This is a genomic window from Paenibacillus sp. 32352 (assembly GCF_002042965.1).
GTDB lineage: Bacteria > Bacillota > Bacilli > Paenibacillales > NBRC-103111 > Paenibacillus_S > Paenibacillus_S vulneris.
On the sequence record NZ_MZNT01000002.1, the window covers coordinates 77,416 to 98,631 of the forward strand.

General features: G+C 49.4%; 21 protein-coding genes. 16 read left to right on the forward strand and 5 right to left on the reverse strand.

Going from position 1 to position 21,216, the window contains the following annotated elements; genetic code table 11:
* Positions 1-51: 51 nt before the first annotated feature.
* From B1728_RS04780 to B1728_RS04790, 3 genes are all read right to left on the reverse strand, one after another.
* Positions 52-1,983 (reverse strand): glycosyl hydrolase family 18 protein, encoded by a 1,932-nt coding sequence (locus B1728_RS04780; RefSeq protein WP_256865236.1) that lies wholly within the window; start codon positions 1,981-1,983, stop codon positions 52-54.
* A 153-nt stretch (positions 1,984-2,136) separates the two neighbouring features.
* Positions 2,137-2,412: a YxcD family protein gene (locus B1728_RS04785; protein WP_079909055.1), complete on the reverse strand. Its 276-nt coding sequence runs from the start codon at positions 2,410-2,412 to the stop codon at positions 2,137-2,139.
* A 31-nt stretch (positions 2,413-2,443) separates the two neighbouring features.
* Entirely contained in the window at positions 2,444-2,881 is a 438-nt protein-coding gene (locus B1728_RS04790; protein WP_079909056.1) for a hypothetical protein, read from the reverse strand.
* Between the two features lie 155 nt (positions 2,882-3,036).
* Between B1728_RS04790 and B1728_RS04795 the strand changes: the two genes are divergently transcribed.
* The 5 genes from B1728_RS04795 (at position 3,037) to B1728_RS04815 (ending at position 7,291) form a co-directional block, all read left to right on the forward strand.
* Entirely contained in the window at positions 3,037-3,573 is a 537-nt protein-coding gene (locus B1728_RS04795) for a DUF309 domain-containing protein (RefSeq protein WP_079909057.1), read from the forward strand.
* Positions 3,570-4,310 carry a response regulator transcription factor gene (locus B1728_RS04800; RefSeq protein WP_079909058.1) on the forward strand — a complete coding sequence of 247 codons (741 nt, stop codon included), beginning with the start codon at positions 3,570-3,572 and terminating at the stop codon, positions 4,308-4,310. Before B1728_RS04795 ends, B1728_RS04800 begins: the two co-directional genes overlap by 4 nt.
* Positions 4,303-5,739: a sensor histidine kinase gene (locus B1728_RS04805; protein WP_079909059.1), complete on the forward strand. Its 1,437-nt coding sequence runs from the start codon at positions 4,303-4,305 to the stop codon at positions 5,737-5,739. Before B1728_RS04800 ends, B1728_RS04805 begins: the two co-directional genes overlap by 8 nt.
* 265 nt (positions 5,740-6,004) lie before the next feature.
* The gene (locus B1728_RS04810; protein ID WP_079909060.1) at positions 6,005-6,610 is read left to right on the forward strand and encodes a SadB/YajI family lipoprotein; all 606 of its coding nucleotides are present in this window, start codon (positions 6,005-6,007) and stop codon (positions 6,608-6,610) included.
* 126 nt (positions 6,611-6,736) lie between these two features.
* Entirely contained in the window at positions 6,737-7,291 is a 555-nt protein-coding gene (locus B1728_RS04815; protein WP_079909061.1) for a beta-class carbonic anhydrase, read from the forward strand.
* Between the two features lie 70 nt (positions 7,292-7,361).
* On the opposite strand, the gene B1728_RS04820 is transcribed toward B1728_RS04815, so the two are convergent.
* The gene (locus tag B1728_RS04820) at positions 7,362-7,688 is read right to left on the reverse strand and encodes an iron-sulfur cluster biosynthesis family protein (protein ID WP_079909062.1); all 327 of its coding nucleotides are present in this window, start codon (positions 7,686-7,688) and stop codon (positions 7,362-7,364) included.
* Between the two features lie 141 nt (positions 7,689-7,829).
* On the opposite strand from B1728_RS04820, the gene B1728_RS04825 reads away from it, so the two are divergent.
* From B1728_RS04825 to B1728_RS04860, 8 genes are all read left to right on the forward strand, one after another.
* On the forward strand, positions 7,830-9,350 hold the full coding sequence (locus B1728_RS04825) for a carboxypeptidase M32 (RefSeq protein ID WP_079909063.1): 1,521 nt from the start codon (positions 7,830-7,832) through the stop codon (positions 9,348-9,350).
* A gap of 209 nt (positions 9,351-9,559) precedes the next feature.
* Positions 9,560-10,567, forward strand: coding sequence for a FecCD family ABC transporter permease (locus tag B1728_RS04830; RefSeq protein ID WP_079909064.1), 1,008 nt, complete (start codon positions 9,560-9,562; stop codon positions 10,565-10,567).
* Between the two features lies 1 nt (position 10,568).
* A complete protein-coding gene (locus B1728_RS04835; RefSeq protein ID WP_079909065.1) occupies positions 10,569-11,612 on the forward strand; it encodes a FecCD family ABC transporter permease in 1,044 nt (347 codons plus the stop codon).
* Between the two features lie 22 nt (positions 11,613-11,634).
* The gene (locus tag B1728_RS04840) at positions 11,635-12,510 is read left to right on the forward strand and encodes an ABC transporter ATP-binding protein (protein ID WP_079909066.1); all 876 of its coding nucleotides are present in this window, start codon (positions 11,635-11,637) and stop codon (positions 12,508-12,510) included.
* Positions 12,511-12,737: 227 nt separating this feature from the next.
* Positions 12,738-13,751 carry an ABC transporter substrate-binding protein gene (locus B1728_RS04845; RefSeq protein ID WP_079909067.1) on the forward strand — a complete coding sequence of 338 codons (1,014 nt, stop codon included), beginning with the start codon at positions 12,738-12,740 and terminating at the stop codon, positions 13,749-13,751.
* Between the two features lie 45 nt (positions 13,752-13,796).
* Complete coding sequence (locus tag B1728_RS04850) at positions 13,797-14,588, forward strand: ABC transporter ATP-binding protein (RefSeq protein ID WP_079909068.1); 792 nt, start codon at positions 13,797-13,799, stop codon at positions 14,586-14,588.
* Positions 14,581-15,432, forward strand: coding sequence for an ABC transporter permease (locus B1728_RS04855; RefSeq protein ID WP_079909069.1), 852 nt, complete (start codon positions 14,581-14,583; stop codon positions 15,430-15,432). The genes B1728_RS04850 and B1728_RS04855 overlap by 8 nt, the downstream gene beginning before the upstream one ends.
* Before the next feature lie 383 nt (positions 15,433-15,815).
* Positions 15,816-16,784, forward strand: coding sequence for an aromatic acid exporter family protein (locus tag B1728_RS04860; protein WP_079909070.1), 969 nt, complete (start codon positions 15,816-15,818; stop codon positions 16,782-16,784).
* A gap of 79 nt (positions 16,785-16,863) precedes the next feature.
* Here the strand turns inward: B1728_RS04860 and B1728_RS04865 are convergent, their stop codons facing one another.
* Entirely contained in the window at positions 16,864-17,499 is a 636-nt protein-coding gene (locus B1728_RS04865; RefSeq protein WP_079909071.1) for a hypothetical protein, read from the reverse strand.
* 223 nt (positions 17,500-17,722) lie between these two features.
* On the opposite strand from B1728_RS04865, the gene B1728_RS04870 reads away from it, so the two are divergent.
* The 3 genes from B1728_RS04870 (at position 17,723) to B1728_RS04880 (ending at position 21,194) form a co-directional block, all read left to right on the forward strand.
* Positions 17,723-18,763: a YheC/YheD family endospore coat-associated protein gene (locus B1728_RS04870; RefSeq protein WP_079909072.1), complete on the forward strand. Its 1,041-nt coding sequence runs from the start codon at positions 17,723-17,725 to the stop codon at positions 18,761-18,763.
* 282 nt (positions 18,764-19,045) lie between these two features.
* Positions 19,046-19,612: an outer spore coat protein CotE gene (locus tag B1728_RS04875; protein ID WP_079909073.1), complete on the forward strand. Its 567-nt coding sequence runs from the start codon at positions 19,046-19,048 to the stop codon at positions 19,610-19,612.
* Positions 19,613-19,754: 142 nt separating this feature from the next.
* On the forward strand, positions 19,755-21,194 hold the full coding sequence (locus B1728_RS04880) for a putative amidoligase domain-containing protein (RefSeq protein ID WP_079909074.1): 1,440 nt from the start codon (positions 19,755-19,757) through the stop codon (positions 21,192-21,194).
* Positions 21,195-21,216 lie beyond the last annotated feature (22 nt).

The window sequence follows — 21,216 nt, forward strand, 5'->3', positions numbered from 1 at the left end:
GAAGCTGCGTCAAAGCCAAGGCTAATTTTGTGAGGTTTTCTTATGCCATCATTATTTTTCCTGAATCATTGTTTTCCACAGATCAGCTGTATCATAGCCTAGACGCCAAGCGGCAACGCCGGCCAAATTGTATTTCTTTGCCAATTCCAGACGGGCTTTGACCGTATCCTCATTTTCCAGCCAGAATACGTAGGTATCCCCATCCTGAGTATACTGCACCCGATACTGCTGGAACTTGTCATCCCATGTTTTCGTCGCATTTTTGCTTGCCATCAGGGCAGGCAAATCTTTCATTAATAGCGCGCGGTTATTAACAAGATTGCCGGAGCTGTCAATCTGCCATTCACGAACATAGAACGGAATGCCGATGATCAGCTTGTCCCGCGGGATGCCGTAAGCGAGAAATTCCTGAATTCCTTCCTCTACCCACTGCAAGCCTGCAACGGAGCCGGCTTCCGTACTTCCTTTCCAATGCTGGTCATACGTCATGGTGATAATATAGTCGACAATGCCGCCGAGCTTTTCATGGTCGAATGCGGTTTGGGCATTCCATTTGGCGCTGCCGCGAGGCAGGTCGATGGAAATCAGGAGCCCTTTCTGGTGGGCGGTGTCGGTCAATTTTTGAATGAAGCCGGTGTATGCGGCCCGATCTTTGCCCGATAAGCTCTCAAAATCGATATTCAAGCCGTTGACGCCAAGAGCGGACGCTTTGTTAACTATAGCATTAATGAATTTAGTCTGTGCGTCTGCACTGGACAGGAATTGAGTAGTCAGCGCGGAATCGAACTGATTGCTCACTAGCGGCTGAACCGAGTAGCCCTGGGCTTTAAGCCACGCAACCGTATCCTTGTTCGACGTATCCGTTAAAGCGCCTGAAGCATCCGCTAATGTAAAGTAGGTCGGTGAAACGACATCCAGCCCGGCAGTGTTGCTGACCTGACTCCGGATCGTATCATTGCTGGAGCTTCCGTTCCAGCCCCAAAATTGCAGCTTGTTGAAATTATCCCAGATCTTGGTGCCGTCATCCAGAAGGCGAATGGACGCGTTGCTGTAGCCCATCGCATAGCTGACCGCATTAGTAATGCTGGAGGAGTCCGAGATCCAGTTATCGCTCTGATATACCTGATAATACGGATAATTAGACCATATGACCGGCTTGGAGCCTGGCTGTCCCGGATCCTCATTCACAATATTCGTATGGGCATACTGCTGTGCGTAACGGATAGCATCCTCTACGTTCAGGAAGGAGTCCAAATACTGGTTGTATTGATACACCTTATACGTCTTGACGTTGGAAAATACAATTTGATTCCCCTTCGAGGTGTTCACAACGGTCGAGTTGGACCATTTCAAAGATTCCTGGATAGCGTCCTCCAGGTAAGCGAACGACCATGCGTCGCTGGTATTCGTTCCTTGGTAGACGCGATAGATTCGATCTCCGGAACGGAGCGCAGCCTTGGTATCGGCGGATAGGTTATCCCATACCCACTGGTGATTGGTCAAATCAATAATGTGGGAATTGCTCCATTTGGCCGCTTCCGCCATAGCCTCGTTTAGCGTCGCGAACTGCCACGAGGAAATGGTGTTATCCCCTTGATATACCTGATATTTAGGGTAATTATTCCACACCCAACCATCCGATTGCAGGTCTCTTATGCTGGCATGCGTCCAGTTAGCCGCTTCCCGTTTGGCCTGGTCCAGTGTAGCGAATTCCCAGGAGGAGCGGCTGTAGCCGTTTTGATATACTTTATAACGGGGGTAGTTGTTCCATAGCCATTTGCGGGAAGCAATATCTTCCACGTGACTGCTGGCAAATTGCTTAGCATAGTTCTCCGCAGTCTTGTAATCGGAGGTTTCGAGCAAAATCCGGTCGTCCTGATAGACCCGGTACTTGGACGTCTTGTCCGCAGCCATAGCATGTCCAGCGGAAGAAAGGAACAAAGCCATGACAGATACGATCAGTACGGTCTTGCGATTCAACATGCATCAGCCTCTTTCTACTAAATCTATCCTATTAAACGCTCAACCACCCCAAGAAGTTGCGATGGTAATTAGTAGAAAGTAAGATTCGCAGCTTTTGCAATACAAAAAAACCCCAGGCAGGAGCTGAATGGCTCTTGCTTGGGGGCGTGACAGCTAGGCTATATCCGCAACGATCTCATCTTCAAGCTTCAGCTGGATTTGATCGCGGAATACCCGGATGTTCATCTGAGTCAGCAAATACCGCTCGATCGCCTCCAGGATGTTGGCGGCGATAATAATTTGACTTCTGCCTTCCGAGAACACTTCGGCGGAAAAGCCGTAATCATCGTCAAACATTAGCTCCACTTCAACCTGATTAGGCTGAATTTGCTTGCGCTCCGCAAAATGAACGCAAATCGCATTAATAATATCCTGTTCCGATAATCTCATAATAACTAGGACCTCGCCGTTTCTTTCAGAATTAATAGCGTTTAGGCTGGTTGTTGAATTTGCGCTTATCCCGGAAATATTGTACCAGCTTGACCACGATGGCAATCAGAGCGAAGATCGCCAAGATATTGACCAGCAATCCGAGAATATTGCCTAGCATTCCCATGTTGCCGAACAATCCGCCAAACAGCATGCCGGCCAGACCGCCGATGAGCATCCCCTTGAAGAAGCCGCCGCCGCTAAAAAATCCAGGCTTGGTAGCTGTCGTAGGATTCGTCGTTCCGTTGGTCGTCTGCTTCGAAGCAGCAGGATCGTTCTTGTTCACACCGCTATTCGGTGTTTGCGTCGTGTTGCTCGGGCTGTAGCTCTTCTTCGGCGACTTGTACTTAGCCGCATCCGCAACGCCAACCGCACTGAACGAGAAAGCTACGGCACAAGCCATCATGATGATTGATAATCGTTTCCACATAGTCTTGACCCTCCAAGTAATTTTGTAAAAATAGAGCGTTTCTAAAAGTTACTACGAATAATCTGGGCAAAGGTTTCAGTTTTTATCCCTTCTTGGTACAATGGTACTAGTAAAATATAAAAAACTATTATTCAACCATAAGAGGCGGTTGCTTTATGTCACAATATCCTCAAGCTTATATCGATTATTTAATTTATTTCCACGCGGAACGCGATTATTTCGAATGCCATGAGGTTATGGAAGCTTACTGGAAGGAGCATCCGGGAGACCCGCTGGCTTCTTGCTATGTCGGTCTTATTCAAATTGCCGTTGCACTCTACCATCAACGGAGAAATAACCTGAACGGAGCGCGAAAAATGATGGCCAGCGCTATGACGAATCTGACTGACGAAGGAATGCAAGCGCTTGGCATCGATCCGAAATCGCTAAGGTCAATGCTTCAGGAACGGCTGACCCAGCTAGCTGCCGAAGCTCCCGTTTTCGAAGATATCAATCTGCCTTTAACGGATGTACAGCTTGTAGAGGCTTGCAGAAAACACTGCGAGGAAAGCAGTCTGCATTGGCAATGCGTCAGCGACTTCTCCAATGGAAGGCTGATTCATAAGCATAAGCTTCGTGACCGGAGCTCTGTCATTGCAGAAAGGGAGCAAAGCCGTTTGAATAAAGCGCAGCAGCGGGGTAGATCCTCATGACCAGTCTGACGAAGCTTGGCAAAGTCGTCGTCGTAGACGATGAACCGAATATTGTAGAAGTGATCCGATTATATCTGGAGCATGCAGGTTACGAGCCTTTTATCGTGTATAGAGGCAATGATGTGATGCAGATGATTCGGGAGCAGACGCCGGATATCGTACTGCTGGACGTCATGCTGCCAGACAAGTCGGGCTTCGAGCTATGCAGTGATATCCGCAATGAACCGGGGCCGCTGTCAGCTACGCCTATTATTTTCCTGACGGCCAAGGGGGAATCGATCGATAAGCTGAGGGCGTTTAACCTCGGTGTAGATGACTATATTGTCAAACCGTTCGATCCTAACGAGCTCATCGCCCGAATCAAGGCTGTGCTTCGCAGGACGCAGGCTCAGACCGCTTCTGTGATGTCATCCTCGGCGAAACCTCTCAAAACCATTCTTCGGATAGGGACACTCATGGTGGACCCGGAGCAGTATAAAGTGACGATCGGAGGGGAGCGGATAGATCTGACGCCCAAAGAAATTGAACTGCTCCATTTCCTGGCTTCCAACCCGGGCCGAGTCTACTCGAGGGAAGATTTGCTCGGGTATGTGTGGAATTTTGACTTTAGCGGCGGCACGCGAACAGTCGATGCCCATGTCAAAAATTTGCGCAAGAAGCTCGGCACGAATCCCGACTGGGCCATTCAAACTTTATGGGGCATAGGATACTCCTTCGAGGTCTCCCGTCATGCTTAAACGCTGGTACCGAAGCTTTTATATCAAGATCTTTTTGTCGTTCCTGGCGACATGTATCCTGTTTTTTATCGGATTGGCGCTCTTTTGGAACAGTTATTTCACAGATCTTTTATATAAGGACAAGAAGGATTTGCTTTCTTCCCGGATGGCCGAAGTGACCAAGCTGCTGCCTTCCGTTGCGGACGGGACGATCTCCACTCGGGAGCTTCGCTTCGGCATTAGAATTATCGCTAGAAGCATCAACGGCCAGGTGTGGCTGATCGATGCCAAAGGAAATGTGCTGAACGGATCGTCGGAGCGGGAGGGCACGGTCATACCGAGTGCGATGGACAGCTTGTTTATCGAAGGACTGAAGGGCCAGACCGGCTTCGTTGCGGGACAATACAAGTTTGAGCACCGGCCGCGGGAAGGGATATTGACGTATTATGCCCCTGCGCAAATGAACGGACAGCCGATCGTTGTGTTTTTGAATGTTCCGATATTGGAGGTTAGCGAGGCGCTGGCTACCGTGCGCTGGAATATCATTGTCCCGCTGGTGTTCTCGTTGATTGCCGTTGCTATCATTCTGTTTATTTTATCCCGCAAGCTGGCCGGACCGCTCCAGCAGATGAACCGTGCGGCGCTTGAGGTGGCCGGAGGGGATTTCTCCACGCGCGTGCCCGTCACATCGGAGGACGAGGTCGGCGAGTTGGCGAAGAGCTTTAACTTCATGGTGGACCAGCTGGTTCAATGGGAGGATGCGCGGCAGGAGTTCCTGGCTAATGTATCCCACGAGCTGAGATCCCCGCTGACGACCTTACGCGGCTTCATTATTGCGATGAATGACAAGGTCATTCCCGTAGAGAAATACGATCATTATTTGAAAATATGCGACAATGAGGTACAGCGGCTGCAGCGTCTTGTGAACGACCTCCTGGACCTGGCAAGAATTCAAAACGGCAGCGATGTATTTCAGACGAGGCCGATCTCGTTAAATGAAGTGCTGGGCCACGTTCTTACGCTCATGAAATCCCCGATTCACGAGAAGCAGCTGGTGCTTCACGAGTTGATTCCTTATAAGGAAGAACCCGTTATGGTCGAGCTGGACACGGACAGGTTTATTCAAGTCATGCAAAATTTAATCTATAATGCGATTCAATTTACGCCGACAGGCGGGATCATCACGGTAGAAATGTACAAGGAAGGCGATCAGGCCGTCATCTGGGTCAGGGATACAGGTATCGGGATGGAGCAGGAGGAGCTTCATCGAATCTGGGATCGTTTCTATAAGGTGGAGCATTCCCGTACATCGGTATCGGGCGGAACGGGTCTTGGCCTTACCATCGTCAAGCATCTGGTCAGCGGGATGAAAGGGAGCATCAGCGTGACCAGCAAACCCGGCGCCGGGACCGATTTCAAGCTGATGTTTCCGTTGAGTGAGGAGATGTGATTTTTACATAATTTTCACAAATCACTCATAATTTCATCAAAGTTAGCAAGTATCCTGTCTCTATACGAATAGAGCGGGATTTTTTTTCGCATGGGGAAGTGAGGCCATACATGAGCGGGCCTTGCAAACGATTGCTTCCTTTACGATCATTATTCCGCCGCTACGCGGTTATGTTTCCATGGCAAAAGACGTCGGCAGAGAATAATCACATGGAGAACCGCTTGTTCGAAATGGACGGCAGCGTCCTTGATACAGGGGGTGGCTTATGTTCACTTGTTTCACCCGGTTGGGAATATGGATATGTATCGCCGCAGCCCTGTTGGCCGGATGTGTCAGGAAAGAACCGGTCAAACCGTCGCAGCAGTCCGCCTCAACGTTGAAACAGGAAGATGTCCAGAGCGACAAGGAAAGGGAAATGGTGATTCTGTTTCAAGGTCTGGTTCAAATGGATAAACAGGATCATCTTGCGATTAATAGAAAACAAGCCGAGGAGCTGCTTCCTGCGGTCAGACGCAATAGCAGTATGGGCGAGCTGTCCATGGCCGAACAGCAGATCATCGTAGGCATTCTGACTGTCGAGCAGAGGCGGTTTGTTACGGATTATCAAAACAGTGTTCATGATCATATTCAGGCGATGAAGGACAGGAAGGATATGGATGAGCTGAATAAGGAGGAAAGGGAACGTATGGTTCAGGAGTTCCAGCTTCGCCGTCAAGAGCAGGGTCATCAGGAGCACAACGCTCAGGAAAGCAGCAATGCGGACTCTGATGCTCCATTGCCCCCATCGGATCCTGCAAGAAAGTCATCAAACAACGTAGAGCAAAGGCTGATTCGCCTGTTAGAAAATAAATTGGAGGAAGAGAAAAAGTGACTAAAGTTTGCAAATAAAGGAGTATTTTTTCTTGAAAATAACGCTGAAAAGCGATAAAGTAATTCTCACAGGACAATCTGTTGAGACAGTTTCTGTAAACGGCTATCAGAAGAGGTGTGAAGTTCTATGAGTAAATTACTACAGGAAATTCTTGAGTACAATCGGTTCTTTGTCGAGGAGAAGAAATACGAGCCTTACTTGACGTCCAAGTTCCCGGACAAGAAGTTCGTTATTCTAACCTGCATGGATACCCGGTTAATCGAGCTTCTGCCGGCTAGCATGAATATTAAGAACGGTGACGTGAAAATGATCAAGGCGGCCGGCGGCGTTGTATCAACTCCATTCGGAGGCATCATGCGCAGCTTGATCGTAGCCATTTATGAATTGGGCGCTGACGAAGTGTTTGTTATCGGACACTACGATTGCGGTATGAGCCACTTGAATCCGGAAGCAACCAAGAAGAAATTTGTTGAGCGCGGCATCAAGGAAGAAACGCTCCAAACTCTTGAGTATTCGGGTCTGAACATCGAGAGATGGTTGAGAGGATTTGACGATGTAGCTGAAAGTGTTAAAAACAGCGTGAATCTCATTAAGCATCATCCGCTCGTACCAGATATTCCGGTTCACGGCCTGATCATTGATCCGGCTACAGGCAAGCTGGACGTCGTATCGGCTGACTAACTGCTGAGGGCAGTGCACGGCCAGCTTCGATACATGTCGAAGTGCTGGTCGCGCCTCTCTTGCCCGGCAGTTAGTGGGTTCTCTTATCAATCAGGCGCATGTAGGCGTTGTAGATTTGGCCGCTGCTTTTTAGAATATAGCCTCCATTGTCGCTGTAACCCAGTGTCATTCGCTCTTCAAAATAGACCTCATGCTTTTTCTCATACAATACCTCGTAAGGGGTACCCTCCGCAGTCAGGTCACGATCATCCGCCTTATCGACAATCCATAAAGTAGGAACGCCGCTCACCGCGCATCCGCATCCTTCCGAATCGTACACCAGCTTCAGCTTCTCTTGCCCATTGATTTGATGTTTTTGCAGCTGTTCGACAGCTTGCTCTGTAAAAGTAATATGCATAAGTAGTCCTCTCCTTTTTGTACCCATTATTGTAGCATAGATGGCCCTTGGATGTCTTCGAGCTTATAGCAGGGAGTCGAGTTGCTTCTCTTTTCCAGACGAAGTATCATTTAGATATCGCTTTGAAAGGGGTGCTGTCCAATGAGTAAGCCAGGATTTGAACAGAAGCTGACAGATTTCAAGGAATATTTGAAAAAAATGAAGAGCTACGAGGAAGCCATTGGCCTCTTATATTGGGACATGAGGACAGGAGCGCCCAAGAAAGGCATTGCGACCCGTTCGGAAGTTGTCGGTATGCTGTCAGGGGAATATTTCGCCTTGTCCGTGTCTGAGCAAATGGGAGAGATGCTGGAATATTTCAAAGAACCGGATACCTATGCGCAGCTCAGCCGAACCGATCGCACGATCGTCGATGAATGCAAAAAGGAATATGACCGAAGCAAAAAAATTCCACAAAAGCTGCATCAGGAATACGTCGTATTGACCTCGCAGGCCGAATCCGTGTGGGAGGAAGCGAAGGAAGCGTCCGATTATAAGATGTTCCAGCCGTACTTGGAGAAGATCGTGGCGACCAATCTGGAGTTCATTAAGCTATGGGGCTATGAGGGACATAAATACAATACGCTGCTGGATATGTACGAGCCCGGGATGACTGTATCCAAGCTGGATCAGGTATTCGGCGCCCTGCGGGATAAGGTGGTTCCTCTTCTGGCTGCTATCCAGCAGTCGAATCACAAGCCGACGACCGGATTTCTTCAGCAAACGTTTGAGAAGGAGAAGCAAAAGCAGTTCAGCTTGTTCATTCTGAAGCAGATGGGATATGATTTTGAAGCGGGACGGCTGGATGAAACGGTGCATCCGTTTGCTACGGGGCTGAACCCGGGTGATGTAAGAATCACCACGCGGTATTTGCTCGATGACGTGAACAGCGCACTCTTCGGAACCATTCATGAAGGCGGCCATGCGTTGTATGAGCAGAATATTTCGCCGAAGCTCATTGGAACACCGCTCTGTACGGGTACGTCGATGGGCATTCATGAGTCGCAGTCCCGCTTCTGGGAAAATATGATCGGCCGCAGCCGTCCTTTCTGGAGACGTTATTTCGGCGATTTGCAGCAAAATTACCCGGGGCAATTCGATTCGGTCTCCGTGGAGGATTATTACCGCGCGACGAACGAAGTGAAGCCTTCGTTGATTCGTATTGAAGCGGATGAGCTCACGTATAACTTACATATCATGGTTCGCTATGAGATTGAGAAGGCGCTGTTCAGTGAAAGCGTAAGCGTTGCGGATCTGCCGGATGTTTGGAATGAGAAGTATAAGGAATACCTCGGCGTCGTTCCTGATAACGATGGAGAAGGCGTTCTGCAGGATGTTCATTGGGCAGGAGGCTCGTTCGGCTATTTCCCGTCCTATGCTCTCGGGAACATGTACGCGGCGCAAATTGGGAGGACGCTTCGTAAGGAGCTGCCTGATTTTGACCAGCTCATAGAAGGGGGCAAGCTGCTTCCGATCAAGGACTGGCTCACCGATAAGATTTATCAATATGGCAAAGAGCTGTCACCGAACGAAATCATCCTGCAAGTAACGGGGGAAGAATTGAACCCTGATTACCTGGTGGATTATTTGACAGAGAAATACTCGGACATCTATAAGCTGTAAAGCATCCGCTCCCATATAAAGGGATACGTTATATTTATAGGAAGAAGCCCGGCGCAAGAGCTTAGATAAGAGCTCCGCCGGGTTTCTTTTTTGCATAAAATCATGATAATGATTTTCAAATTCATTGACAATTGATAACGATTCTCATAGAATGAAAAAGAACCAATTATTCCTTCATCATATTACTAGAGAGACAAAAGAGGATCTGCATGAAAGCTTTATTTCGAAGTACCCGGGCCAAAGTCGCCGGACTTATCTTTTTTATGATCCTGTGTGCCGTTTCCTGCGCATGCAGCGTTATGTTCGGGGTCAATAACTATTCTTGGAATACAATAGTGGAGGCCTATACGGCCTTTAACAATTCTAACGATCATCTGATTATTCAAACCGCAAGAGTACCGAGGGCGCTTATCGCCATAGCGGTTGGTGCCAGTCTGGCGGTTGCCGGAGCGTATATGCAAGCTCTAACCAGAAATCCGCTGGCTTCGCCGAGCCTCTTCGGCGTCAATTCGGGGGCCGCCTTTTTTATTGTGCTGCTGGTTGGCTTCGGACCTTCGGCTTCGATGATGACGCTGACTTGGGTCGCTTTCCTGGGTGCCGCCATAAGCGCGGGTATCGTGTATATGCTCGGATCATTAGGAAGAGACGGGCTGACCCCTGTGAAGGTTACATTGGCTGGTTCGGCCGTCACAGCCTTCTTCTCTTCTTTAACGCAGGGCGTCCTGCTGACGAACGGAAAAGCATTCGATCAGGTGCTCATTTGGCTCGTCGGCTCGGTTGCAGGAAGAGAACTGAGGATGCTGGGTGCTGTAGCGCCATACCTTGTTATCGCTCTGGTGGGAGCCTTGATTCTTGCCCGCCATATTAATATTTTGGCCATGGGTGACGATGTCGCCAAAGGCCTTGGCCAAAGAACGGCTTACATAAAGCTTGCCGCAGCCGTCATTATCGTCATATTGGCAGGGGGCTCGGTGGCCGTAGCGGGGCCTGTCGTCTTCGTAGGCATCATCATCCCGCATATTGCCCGTTATTTGGTAGGCAACGACTACCGCTGGCTTGTGCCTTATAGTGCGGTACTCGGGGCCATCTTGATTCTTGCCGCCGATGTGGGCTCCAGATTTATTGCGATGCCGAAGGAAGTTCCTGTAGGGGTTGTCACCGCATTGCTCGGCGTTCCTTTCTTCGTGTATATTGCACGTAAAGGAGGGAGATCGTAGTATGAGCAAGTATTTGACAGTACGCAGTAAAAAAGCCGCCTTCTCTTTTCTTATTAGCAAGAGAATGTTATGGGTCATATTAGGCTTGATCATCGTTAACGCGATTGTGTTTGTTATAGGAACCGGTGTTGGCTCCGTAAAAATTGCGCCGCTCGAAGTTATCAAAGTGTTATTCGGAGTCGGCTCGGGTACCGAGACATTGATTGTGAACTCACTCCGACTGCCGCGGATGATTATTGCCGTATTAGTCGGCGCTTCATTGGCGGTATCCGGTGCGATCCTTCAGGGATTGATCCGGAACCCGCTGGCTTCTCCCGATATTGTCGGCATTACAGGGGGCGCTTCGCTTGGTGCGGTCTGCTTCTTCTTTTTCCTGGGCAGCACGATGAGCATTCAGTGGCTTCCGCTAAGTGCCATTATAGGCGCTTTTGTCTCTACGTTTCTTATTTATATACTGGCCTGGAAGAAGGGCGTATCACCGCTTCGTATGGTCATGATCGGAATCGGGATGTCCTCGGCCTACAGCTCCATTTCCTACATGCTTATGATTTCCGGCCCTGTCATTCTGGCCAATAAGTCAATGACCTTCATGACGGGCAGCATTTACGGGGTTTCCTGGGAGAAGGATGTCTGGGTCATGCTTCCCTGGGTCGTCGTGCTTCTGCCTATCGTGCTGCTCTTGGCTAGGGAAGTGAACGTGCAGGAGCTGGGGCAGGATATTGCCGCAGGAGTGGGCAGCGCCGTACAGGCCAAACGGGCTTTGCTTATTCTGCTCAGCGTTGCGTTAGCTGGAGCGGCAGTAGCCATTGGAGGCACGATCGGCTTTATCGGCTTGATGGCGCCGCATATAGCGCGCAAGCTCGTTGGCCCGGCCTTCGGCGGAGTACTGCCTGTGTCGGCATTGGTCGGCGCATTCATATTACTAATAGCGGATTTGGCGGCAAGAACGCTGTTCTCGCCCCTTGATATACCTGCAGGAGTATTTACGGCGGTAATCGGCGCACCTTTCTTCGTCTATTTGTTGTATAAAAACCGCCATTCATGAAGATTAAAGGAGATGACTTCGGATGCACGCTTTGGAAGCCAATGGCTTGAGCTTATCCTATGGAACCGTACCTATATTTCAAGATTTGAGTGTGAACATTCCAAAAGGAGAAATCACCGTGCTCATCGGCAGCAACGGATGCGGGAAGTCTACGCTGCTCCGTTCTTTGGCCCGCTTGCTAAACCCGCAGAAAGGGACGATTGTTCTTGACGGGCATGAGCTGGCTAAGCTTCCTACCAAGGAGATTGCCAAACGGTTAGCGATATTGCCGCAAGGCCCAACGGCTCCGGAAGGACTTACCGTATTGCAGCTGGTAAAACAGGGGAGATACCCCTACCAAAGCTGGCTTCAACAATGGTCGCATGAAGACGAGCGGATGGTGCGCATGGCGCTGGAGAAGACCGGCATGACGGAATACAGCGAGCGTACGGTAGACTCATTGTCAGGCGGTCAGCGTCAAAGAGCGTGGATTGCCATGACTCTGGCCCAAGGAACCGATACGGTTCTGCTGGATGAGCCTACCACCTATTTGGATTTGACGCACCAGGTCGAGGTGCTGGATCTGCTGTATGAGCTGAATGAGAAGGAACGCCGTTCCGTCGTCATGGTGCTTCATGATATTAATTTGGCTTGCCGGTATGCACATCATATGATTGCCGTAAAGAATGGGGCTATCTGGGCGCAAGGGAAGCCGGAGGATATCGTCACGGAGGCCATGATCAAAGGGGTATTCGAACTGGAATGTCAAGTATTGAAGGACCCGTTCTATGGCACGCCGCTGTGCATTCCCTACGGGAAGGGCAGAACTGTCGGTCTGGAACCGGAAGCACCCGAGGCGTCCGCCAAGCAGCCAACAGCGAATCAACGTACAGAAGCTCGTGTACCTACGACTGCTTAGGGTCGAATCTTTTAAGCAAATTAGCGAAACCGTCTTACTCTCTTCTAATGAGGGTACAGGCGGTTTTTTTTGTACATTAAAGAGCTTATGATTCTAGGGTTTCTCTGATCAAAGCACTTGAATCGGCCTTGAAGGCAAGCCCAACTTAGCAGGGTTATGGTTTTAACCTTTTTATGGGCTAGTGCATAGACTATCACATCAAAGAAAACAGATGGAGGGACTTGCCTATGAACAGGAAAAGATGGAGTGCGGCCATAGCCATCCTTCTTGCGGTCGCTATGTCATTGACCGCCTGCGGACCTAAGAAGGCCGAAGAGGTCACGAAGGTGCGGATCGGAGAAGTTACAAGGTCCATATTCTACGCACCGGAGTATGTAGCGATCGCAAAAGGATTTTTCAAGGAGCAGGGGCTGGAAGTAGACCTGACCACAACGTCCGGCGGGGATAAGACTATGACGACGCTTCTTTCCGGGGGGATTGATGTGGCGTTGGTCGGTTCGGAAACGTCGATTTACGTACAGCAGCAGGGCAGTGGCGACCCGGTTATCAACTTTGCCCAATTGACTCAGACGGACGGTACGTTCCTTGTGGCGCGCAAGCCGCAAAGCGGCGCCTTTGACTGGAACACATTGAAAGGCAAGACGTTCCTGGGTCAGCGTAAAGGCGGCATGCCGCAAATGGCAGGTGAATTTACTTTGAAGAAGCATGGCATTAACCCGCAGAAGGATCTGAATCTCATCCAGAACGTGGATTTTGCCAATATCCCTTCCGCTTTTGCTTCGGGTACGGGAGAGTATGTGCAGCTGTTTGAGCCCCAGGCCACAGTGATAGAAAAGGAAGGAAAAGGGTATGTTATTGCTTCCTTCGGTGTAGAAAGCGGCAAATTGCCGTATACCGTCTTCATGGCGAAGAAAAGCTTTATCGATAAAAACAGCAATACGATTCAAAAGTTCACCAATGCGATTCAAAAAGCGCAAAACTGGGTGCAATCGGCCAGCGTCGATGAGATTACCGACACGATAACTCCGTTTTTCCAGGATACCGATAAGCAAATTATAAGCGGAGTCGTCAAGCGCTATAAAGATCAGGGCTCATTCGCTACCGACGGCATTATCGACGAGCAGGAATGGAACAATTTGCAGGATGTGATGCAGGCTGCCGGAGAATTGAAGCAGCGTGCGGATTATAAAACACTGGTCAACAATCAATTCGCTGAGAAGGCGAAGCAGTCGGTGAAGTAATGATGCTGGTAAGACCAACTTGCGATTCGGGAGGAGGGGTATCATATGCAAGCCGTTGTGGAGCTGGATGGGCTATCTCATGTATATGTAAACGGCCGCGGAGCGACAATGGCTCTTAAGGAAATCAGTCTGCATGTGAATCAGGGGGAATTCGTCAGCATAATAGGCCCCAGCGGCTGCGGGAAGACAACGCTGCTCTCTCTGATCAGCGGGCTGTTGACGCCGACACAGGGGAGTGTGCGCATATCCGGGGAGTGGATCGAGCAGCCGTCCCCCAAAGTAGGCTACATGCTGCAGCAGGACTACTTGTTTCCATGGCGCACCATTTATGAGAATGCATCCATTGGGCTCGAACTAATGGGAAAGCGTGGAGCCGACTCCAAAGCAATCGTCATGGAGCTGCTGGATGACATGGGGTTATCGGACTATGCGGACAGCTACCCTCAGCAGTTATCCGGGGGCATGCGGCAGCGGGTGGCTTTGGTACGGACATTGGCGACGGAACCGGACATCCTGCTGCTCGATGAGCCGTTCTCCGCTCTGGATTATCAGACCAAGCTGCAGCTGGAGGATCTTGTTGCCGTTACGCTGAGATCGCGCAATAAGACGGCTGTGCTTGTCACTCATGATATTTCCGAAGCGATAGCGATGAGTGACAGGATCATCGTGATGCAGCCTCGTCCAGGGAGAATTCGCGCCGCGGTGGAGGTTCCACGGGCGATACGGACGGCTTTGCCGCTGAAGGCAAGAGAGGAAGCCGGATTCCACGATCTGTTCCATCAGCTGTGGGGGCAATTCGAAGAAATGGATGCGGACAGGAGGGATTCGAATGAGTGAGATAACTCCATTGAACCCGTCTTCCGGCAGTGCCAACGACGAGCAGCTGACCCAGCGGGAATATAAACGTTATCAGGCACGGGCGCGCAAAACAACTCGGCAGGTTCGGCTTACCCAATGGACCTTATTGCTGCTATTTATGGGATGGTGGGAAGCCGCAGGACGATTGCAGTGGATCGATACGCTGCTGTTCAGTTATCCGAGCCGGATCGGCGCGCTTCTTTACACCAAGCTGTTGGATGGTTCCTTGCTGCTGCATGTGGGGGTAACCCTGTGGGAGACGATTGCCGGCTTTCTGTTAGGAACCTTGTTCGGTACAGCCATCGCTACCTTGATCTGGTGGTCTCCTTTTCTTTCACGGGTGTTGGATCCCTATATCGTTGTTTTGAACAGCTTGCCGAAGGTAGCTCTAGGTCCCTTATTTATCGTAGCATTGGGACCCGGAGTGCTATCCATTATAGCGACCACCTTGTCTATAACCGTTATTATTACGATTTTGACGGTGTATGGAAGCTTCAAGGAGGTTGATCCCAACTATACGAAGGTGATCCGAATCTTCGGGGGCAATAAGCGGAAAGTGTTTCAGCATGTCATCCTGCCGGCTTCCTATCCGACCATCGTTTCCACGCTGAAGGTGAACGTCGGTCTGTCATGGGTCGGGGTGATCGTCGGCGAGTTTTTGGTATCGAAGGAAGGCCTCGGTTATTTGATCATATATGGCTTTCAGGTGTTCAATTTCACCTTGGTTATCGGCAGCGTCATTATTATTGCGCTTGCGGCAACCGTGATGTATCAGGGCGTTGCCTACCTGGAAGGCAAGCTGATAGGGAATAAGCGGCGCTAATCTTCTTTAAAGCTTCGAAAGGAGCTTGGTTGTTGAAAAAACTATCGGAAAAATGGTGAAAGGTGAAAGGTGGGGTATTCCCTGTAGGAGCGATAGCGATCGCCTTTGTTCTCGGAAAATCACCGCTATAAAGCGAATATAATCAAAGTTTTCCGAGAACAACAGCGACCGTAAGGGGATACCCCACCGAGGTACCGACGCGATTTTTTCAGAACATCAGGTTTTTCAACGGAATCAATCTTCGAAAGAAGCTTTTTTTCCTCCAGTTCCTTGGACAAGCGCTGCTCACGACTCATTGGCGGGTATTTTTGCCGGAGATGGGGAAAACGATAAGAAGAGCCATATTCGATCAGAATGGCAAACGATTGAAGAGAGGTTGTTCTATGGGTATCCGCGTCATCAAAACGGCCGTAGCCGTTCTTGCCTCGATCTATATCGCCCAGTGGTTCGGGGTTCGATCTCCGTTATCCGCCGGTTTGCTGGCGATTCTGGGTGTCGATGTGACCAAGAAGAAGGGCTTGCGAACATCCTTTCAACGCATTGCCGCCTCTCTTGTCAGTGTAACCTTATCATCCATCCTTTTTGGCGTGTTAGGATTCGAGATATGGGTCATCAGCTTATGTATCTTAATATTATATCCGATACTTGTCCGATTAAAGTTAAAGGAAGGGGCTGTAACAAGCTCTGTCGTTATGTTTCACATCTTTATGGCAAAGCCGATCACGATTGATCTCATATTAAATGAAGTCGCCTTGCTTCTGGTCGGGCTGGGTACGGCAACCCTGATCAATATTGTGTACATGCCACGGGAGGACAAGCAGCTGCACGCAATCAGGAAAAGGCTGGAGGTATGCTTGTCCGGCATTCTTATGCAAATCTCTATGCATTTAAAAGATACTGATTATATCTGGAGCGGAAGCGAGCTATTGGAAGCGCAGGAATTGCTGGAGCAGGGGCTTGAAGCTGCTCGTCGTTCCATGGAGAATTCTTTGTTACAAGAGGAGTCGTTGTGGACGTCTTATTTTATTATGAGAAATGAACAAATGGATTCCATAGACCGCATGATTCAGCTGGTAGCTCAAGTATACAAAACCTTGCCGCATGGAGAGCTATTGGCCGCTGTGTTTGAACGGTTAAGCGAAGACGTCAAGGTAGACTATTACACCGGGCGATCCGAAAAGGCCATGGAGTCATTAATCGGAAGCTATAGACAAATGCCTCTCCCGCTCAGCCGCGAGGAATTCGAGGTGCGATCAGCGCTGCTGCAGCTCATGATGGAGCTGAAAGCGTTCCTCGGCGTGGCCAAACGGGAGAAGAAGCAAATAACCGCTGAAACTATGAAGAAGGCGTAGATTACATCTAGAAGGAGGTTGAATAAGGGGAGGATGGTTATCCGGTCTCTCTCCCCCGAATCAGCTCGATAGAAGCCTGTTAAGCTAATTTTTCGATAACAATAGATGCACTTACAACAGGCGTGCCGCCGCCGATAGTGCTTTCCAGTGTCAAGGCGCCCATGTTATCAATCCGATTCAACGTTAAGGTTCCGCCGGCAGTTAAGCGTGCAACGACCTGACCTTGATAAGGCTGATTGCCTGCGCTAGTACCGTAATTGCTGCATGGAACCAAGGTTGCTGGAGCAGGTCCTGCTCCGTCTGGGTCAAAAAATAAACCGAATGCATTATTTCCTGGTGTAGGAAATACTTCCCAGCTAATGTTATAAGTCCCGGTTTCAACGATGTTGATGGTTGACGGCGAGGTGAAGGTAACTGCAGTACCCCCGATAACGGAGTTGTTAAACGTTACGGCTCCTCCTTCGCCACCCGGGGTTGGTGCTGCGGCAACAATCTGATCCACGGTGCTGCACAGGAACGCAAACGATGCTATTCCTCCGGCAGGCCCTGGAGGTCCTGCTGGTCCAGTCTCACCTGTCGGTCCCGTCGGCCCAGTTGGTCCGGTCTCGCCAGTTAGTCCCGTCGGCCCTATGGGTCCTGGAGGCCCTGGAGGTCCTGCTGGTCCTTGAGGTCCTTGGGGCCCTGGAGGTCCGGGAGGTCCCGGTAATCTACCCATACTAATCACACTCCTCAATTATTTCCAAGCGGCGACTATCAAGGCAGGGCGAAGATTCCCTAGCATCTATCTAGTCTAAGAACAACGTATTCAGCAGGAATGGATTTGGTGCGAAATCTATGTAAACGCATATTTTCTCACCCATTGTATTGTTGTCCATACCTGTCCTCTCCGGCGACATACATTAATTTACGACTCTCTTGGGACAATGAGGAGGAAAGTGATGAATAAGACAACCGGTTACGTCGGAATTCTGGTTGCAAGCCGTAAGCAAAGAAAGTATATGCTGAAGCAATATCTTGACAACAATGCTTCTAATATGAAGCTTTATTGTTTCACACCTACTTCCATTAACTGGGGACAAAAGAGAATCGTTGGGCTTCATCGGTTGAATGGCCAGTGGGTTGAGTCCCTCTTTCCATTTCCTCAAGTCGTTTATAACCGCTGCTACAACAGGGATTCCAAGCTCATCGAACGTCTGGAAGCCGTCATAGGACGCAACAAATGCTTTAATCATATCAATCGGTTCAATAAGCATATCGTTTCTAAGAAGCTAAGCCGTTGGCTTGCTCCCCATTTGCCGGAAACGGTTCTATATGATAAGGAATTGGCCGTACATTTTTTGGGGACCCACAGACATATGTATTTTAAACCTTGCTTCGGAAACAAAGGGAAGGGGGTTTATCGCGTAGAGCTGAAGGATTCAGGGGAAATCGAGATCGGATACCATCATTATACACCGCATATTATAGTAGGGGATATGGCGCAGTTTCAAGAAAGAATCCAGCAGCTTCTTGGGTCAAGGCCGTATGTTATGCAAAAAGGGATTCATGTAAAACCGTTAGGAGAGCAGACCTTTGATATCCGCGTGCTTGTCCAGAAAAATAAATCGGGTCAATGGGCTGTTACGAATGTGGTCAGCAGAATCGCGCATAAGGGCTATTTTAATACAAGTATTTGTGAGAACGTATGTTTATCGCAGGACATACTTACACAGCTATACTCTCCTGAAGAGATGAATGCTATTCTATGTTCTATCTACGATACCAGCTTGAGAGCAGCGGAAATTCTGGAGATTGACGGCAGGTATCATCTAGCGGAGCTTAGTGTGGATTTCGTGTTGGACAACGAGGGACATGGCTGGATCATTGAAGTGAACGGCAAGCCATCCAAAGATTTGTATGATGGGATTCATAAGCGGTATCGAGTGTATAAACGGCCTATGGAATATGCAAAATATTTGTCCAAACATAGGTCCAATTGAAGAGAGTAATCCACTTCCCTTTTCTATAAAAGGGTTTTTTTGTTTTTAGGGGAGTGGCAGTTAGCAAAAAGAATGTCTCTTGAGACAGAACCATAGGGGAATATCTTCATGATGAAAGAAGGAGGGCAAGACGGGGGATTTTGTTGAAGAGATTTCAAGCTTTGAAAGGCATTTCATAATGAATTTACGAATAATATTAATTCACGTGAATTTGTTTTATCAACATTTGCCTATGTCCTGCATACAATTGTAATGAATGATTGTATGGAGGAGGTTGAAAAGATGTCAATAGATAAAGATTTGCATTACAGAGAGATCTATACGAAGGCTGTCTGCGGCAAAGGTCGTAAATTTTCGCAAGTAACGAACACGGTCACACCACCTCATGCTCCGACGAGTATTTTGGGTGCTTGGATCATCAACAACCAGTATGATGCGGTGAAGTCCGGAGATCACGTGGAAGTAGTGGGTACTTACGACATCAACATTTGGTATTCGTATGATAAAAATACCAAAACCGATGTTGCGAAAGAAACGATTTCTTATGTGGAAGCAGTGGGTCTTTCTTATCTCGACAAAAAGCACAGACCGTCAACGGCCGAAGTCACGGCAATGGCCACTCAAGAGCCGAATTGCGTGGAGGCGAGCATTTCCTCAAGCGGCGACAGTGTCATCATTCGCGTGGAGCGCGAATTCAAGGTCGAAATGATCGCGGAGACCAAGATTTGGGTTGTGGTGAACCCTCATGGCAGCGATGATTACGAGGACAAAGCCGTAGACTTCGACGATGCGGAGGACGGGGATTTCGAGGATCTGGATCCTGATTTCTTAGATGACGATTTGAACTGATTCCTGATTTCATTATATGTAGCTGAAGTTCATTTCGGGAGAGGGCGTCAGCCCTCTTTTTTGTTTCAAAGGTTGTTCGCCTAAAAAATAGGCATGAGTACAGCTGGATGGCATAGGAATCCCCCAAAGGAGGCTGCTAATCATGGGTGTATATATCCTGCATTCTAATGAACCGACCTTGCATTTGCTTCTGGAACGAGTCGAGGTTCCGCACGGAACGAGATTGGCAGCTTCTTCGGAATCCGCCTGTGTCATCCACTGGGGCTGTTTTCACGCGGAAAAATCAGGCCGAAGCGTTCTGCAATCGGTCAAGTATATATTACGTGCTTCCAATCCGAGGAGGGCGGCAGACATTCTGCAGCTTCACGGGATTCGTATGGCCGACGGGGAGGAAGTCGGGCAGCTGCGGTTTACCTATGAATTTCTTATCCCTGTCTTCCATCTTCAGGCGCTTGCGCTGTTTCAAAAGTCGAAGGGCGTGTTCATCGGCATGCCCCATCCGCTGAATCAGCAGCGCGAGACGGAATTTGAAGAGGTGGGGAGCGAGACCTCCTCCTACCACGGGATGAGAGCGAAGCGGGAGGCCATCAAGAGCATCTATGCATTGGGTCTGGATTATGGCGTTGTAAAAGTAGGAGTTCGTCCTGGAGGCGAACTAATCATATTGGAAGTTTCGGCTGTCCCCGAGCTTACGGAGAGGCTTGCCGAGCTGTTTGCCGATGCCATTAACCGGTATGCTAAGGAATTGGAGACCAGCTCCGATAAGCATGCCGATGAGGTCATGGTAGGGGCGGACCCGGAGTTTTTGCTGCTCAATGCTCAAGGAAAGGTCATTTTTGCTGACAAATTCATGGACAAAGAAGGTCCCATCGGCTGCGATGCGATCGTTCTTCCGAACTTTCGTAAAATCTATCCTTTGGCAGAGCTTCGTCCTGAGCCGAGCAAGGATATTAGGCAGGTCGTCATGAATTTGCGACGTACGATGCAGCTGGCGGCAAGAAGCATCAACGACGGCAATTTGCATTGGGTCGCGGGAGGGATGCCGGTGAAGGGCTTCCCTCTTGGAGGGCATATCCATTTCAGCGGCGTTAGATTGAGCAGCGAGCTGTTGAGGGTGCTGGATAATTATTTGGCTCTGCCGATTGTCCTGTTAGAAGGAGAAACGACGGGAGGAAGAAGGCCGAAGTACGGATTTTTAGGGGATTTTCGCAGGCAGCGCCACGGCGGCTTCGAATACAGGGTTCTGCCAAGCTGGGTCATATCTCCGACGGTGACCAAGGGGGTACTGGCGCTTGCCAAGCTCATTGCGGATCATTACCAGATGCTTCAGGCAAGACCGCTTTCCGAGACGGATGTGCAGGAGGCCTATTACAAAGGTGATAAAACGCGGATTCGCCCCTTAATCCCGGCATTGTGGAGCGATCTTATGAGACTGCCGGGTTATCGCAGGCACGAGTCGTATATTGCTCCTCTCAAATCGCATTTATTGAAAATGAAAGCATGGAACGAGCAGGAGGATATCCGCCCCAAATGGAAAATCGGGCCTTTTCAGAGAAAAGAAGAATCGTCTATTAATTCGTGATATAATAGGGAGCAAGCTAGTA

Coding starts and splice junctions, on each gene's coding strand:
- B1728_RS04780 (WP_256865236.1), bottom strand. CDS start 1,983: ATGTTGAATCGCAAGACCGTACTGATCGTATCTGTCATGGCTTTGTTC.
- B1728_RS04785 (WP_079909055.1), bottom strand. CDS start 2,412: ATGAGATTATCGGAACAGGATATTATTAATGCGATTTGCGTTCATTTT.
- B1728_RS04790 (WP_079909056.1), bottom strand. CDS start 2,881: ATGTGGAAACGATTATCAATCATCATGATGGCTTGTGCCGTAGCTTTC.
- B1728_RS04795 (WP_079909057.1), top strand. CDS start 3,037: ATGTCACAATATCCTCAAGCTTATATCGATTATTTAATTTATTTCCAC.
- B1728_RS04800 (WP_079909058.1), top strand. CDS start 3,570: ATGACCAGTCTGACGAAGCTTGGCAAAGTCGTCGTCGTAGACGATGAA.
- B1728_RS04805 (WP_079909059.1), top strand. CDS start 4,303: ATGCTTAAACGCTGGTACCGAAGCTTTTATATCAAGATCTTTTTGTCG.
- B1728_RS04810 (WP_079909060.1), top strand. CDS start 6,005: ATGTTCACTTGTTTCACCCGGTTGGGAATATGGATATGTATCGCCGCA.
- B1728_RS04815 (WP_079909061.1), top strand. CDS start 6,737: ATGAGTAAATTACTACAGGAAATTCTTGAGTACAATCGGTTCTTTGTC.
- B1728_RS04820 (WP_079909062.1), bottom strand. CDS start 7,688: ATGCATATTACTTTTACAGAGCAAGCTGTCGAACAGCTGCAAAAACAT.
- B1728_RS04825 (WP_079909063.1), top strand. CDS start 7,830: ATGAGTAAGCCAGGATTTGAACAGAAGCTGACAGATTTCAAGGAATAT.
- B1728_RS04830 (WP_079909064.1), top strand. CDS start 9,560: ATGAAAGCTTTATTTCGAAGTACCCGGGCCAAAGTCGCCGGACTTATC.
- B1728_RS04835 (WP_079909065.1), top strand. CDS start 10,569: ATGAGCAAGTATTTGACAGTACGCAGTAAAAAAGCCGCCTTCTCTTTT.
- B1728_RS04840 (WP_079909066.1), top strand. CDS start 11,635: ATGCACGCTTTGGAAGCCAATGGCTTGAGCTTATCCTATGGAACCGTA.
- B1728_RS04845 (WP_079909067.1), top strand. CDS start 12,738: ATGAACAGGAAAAGATGGAGTGCGGCCATAGCCATCCTTCTTGCGGTC.
- B1728_RS04850 (WP_079909068.1), top strand. CDS start 13,797: ATGCAAGCCGTTGTGGAGCTGGATGGGCTATCTCATGTATATGTAAAC.
- B1728_RS04855 (WP_079909069.1), top strand. CDS start 14,581: ATGAGTGAGATAACTCCATTGAACCCGTCTTCCGGCAGTGCCAACGAC.
- B1728_RS04860 (WP_079909070.1), top strand. CDS start 15,816: ATGGGTATCCGCGTCATCAAAACGGCCGTAGCCGTTCTTGCCTCGATC.
- B1728_RS04865 (WP_079909071.1), bottom strand. CDS start 17,499: ATGGGTAGATTACCGGGACCTCCCGGACCTCCAGGGCCCCAAGGACCT.
- B1728_RS04870 (WP_079909072.1), top strand. CDS start 17,723: ATGAATAAGACAACCGGTTACGTCGGAATTCTGGTTGCAAGCCGTAAG.
- B1728_RS04875 (WP_079909073.1), top strand. CDS start 19,046: ATGTCAATAGATAAAGATTTGCATTACAGAGAGATCTATACGAAGGCT.
- B1728_RS04880 (WP_079909074.1), top strand. CDS start 19,755: ATGGGTGTATATATCCTGCATTCTAATGAACCGACCTTGCATTTGCTT.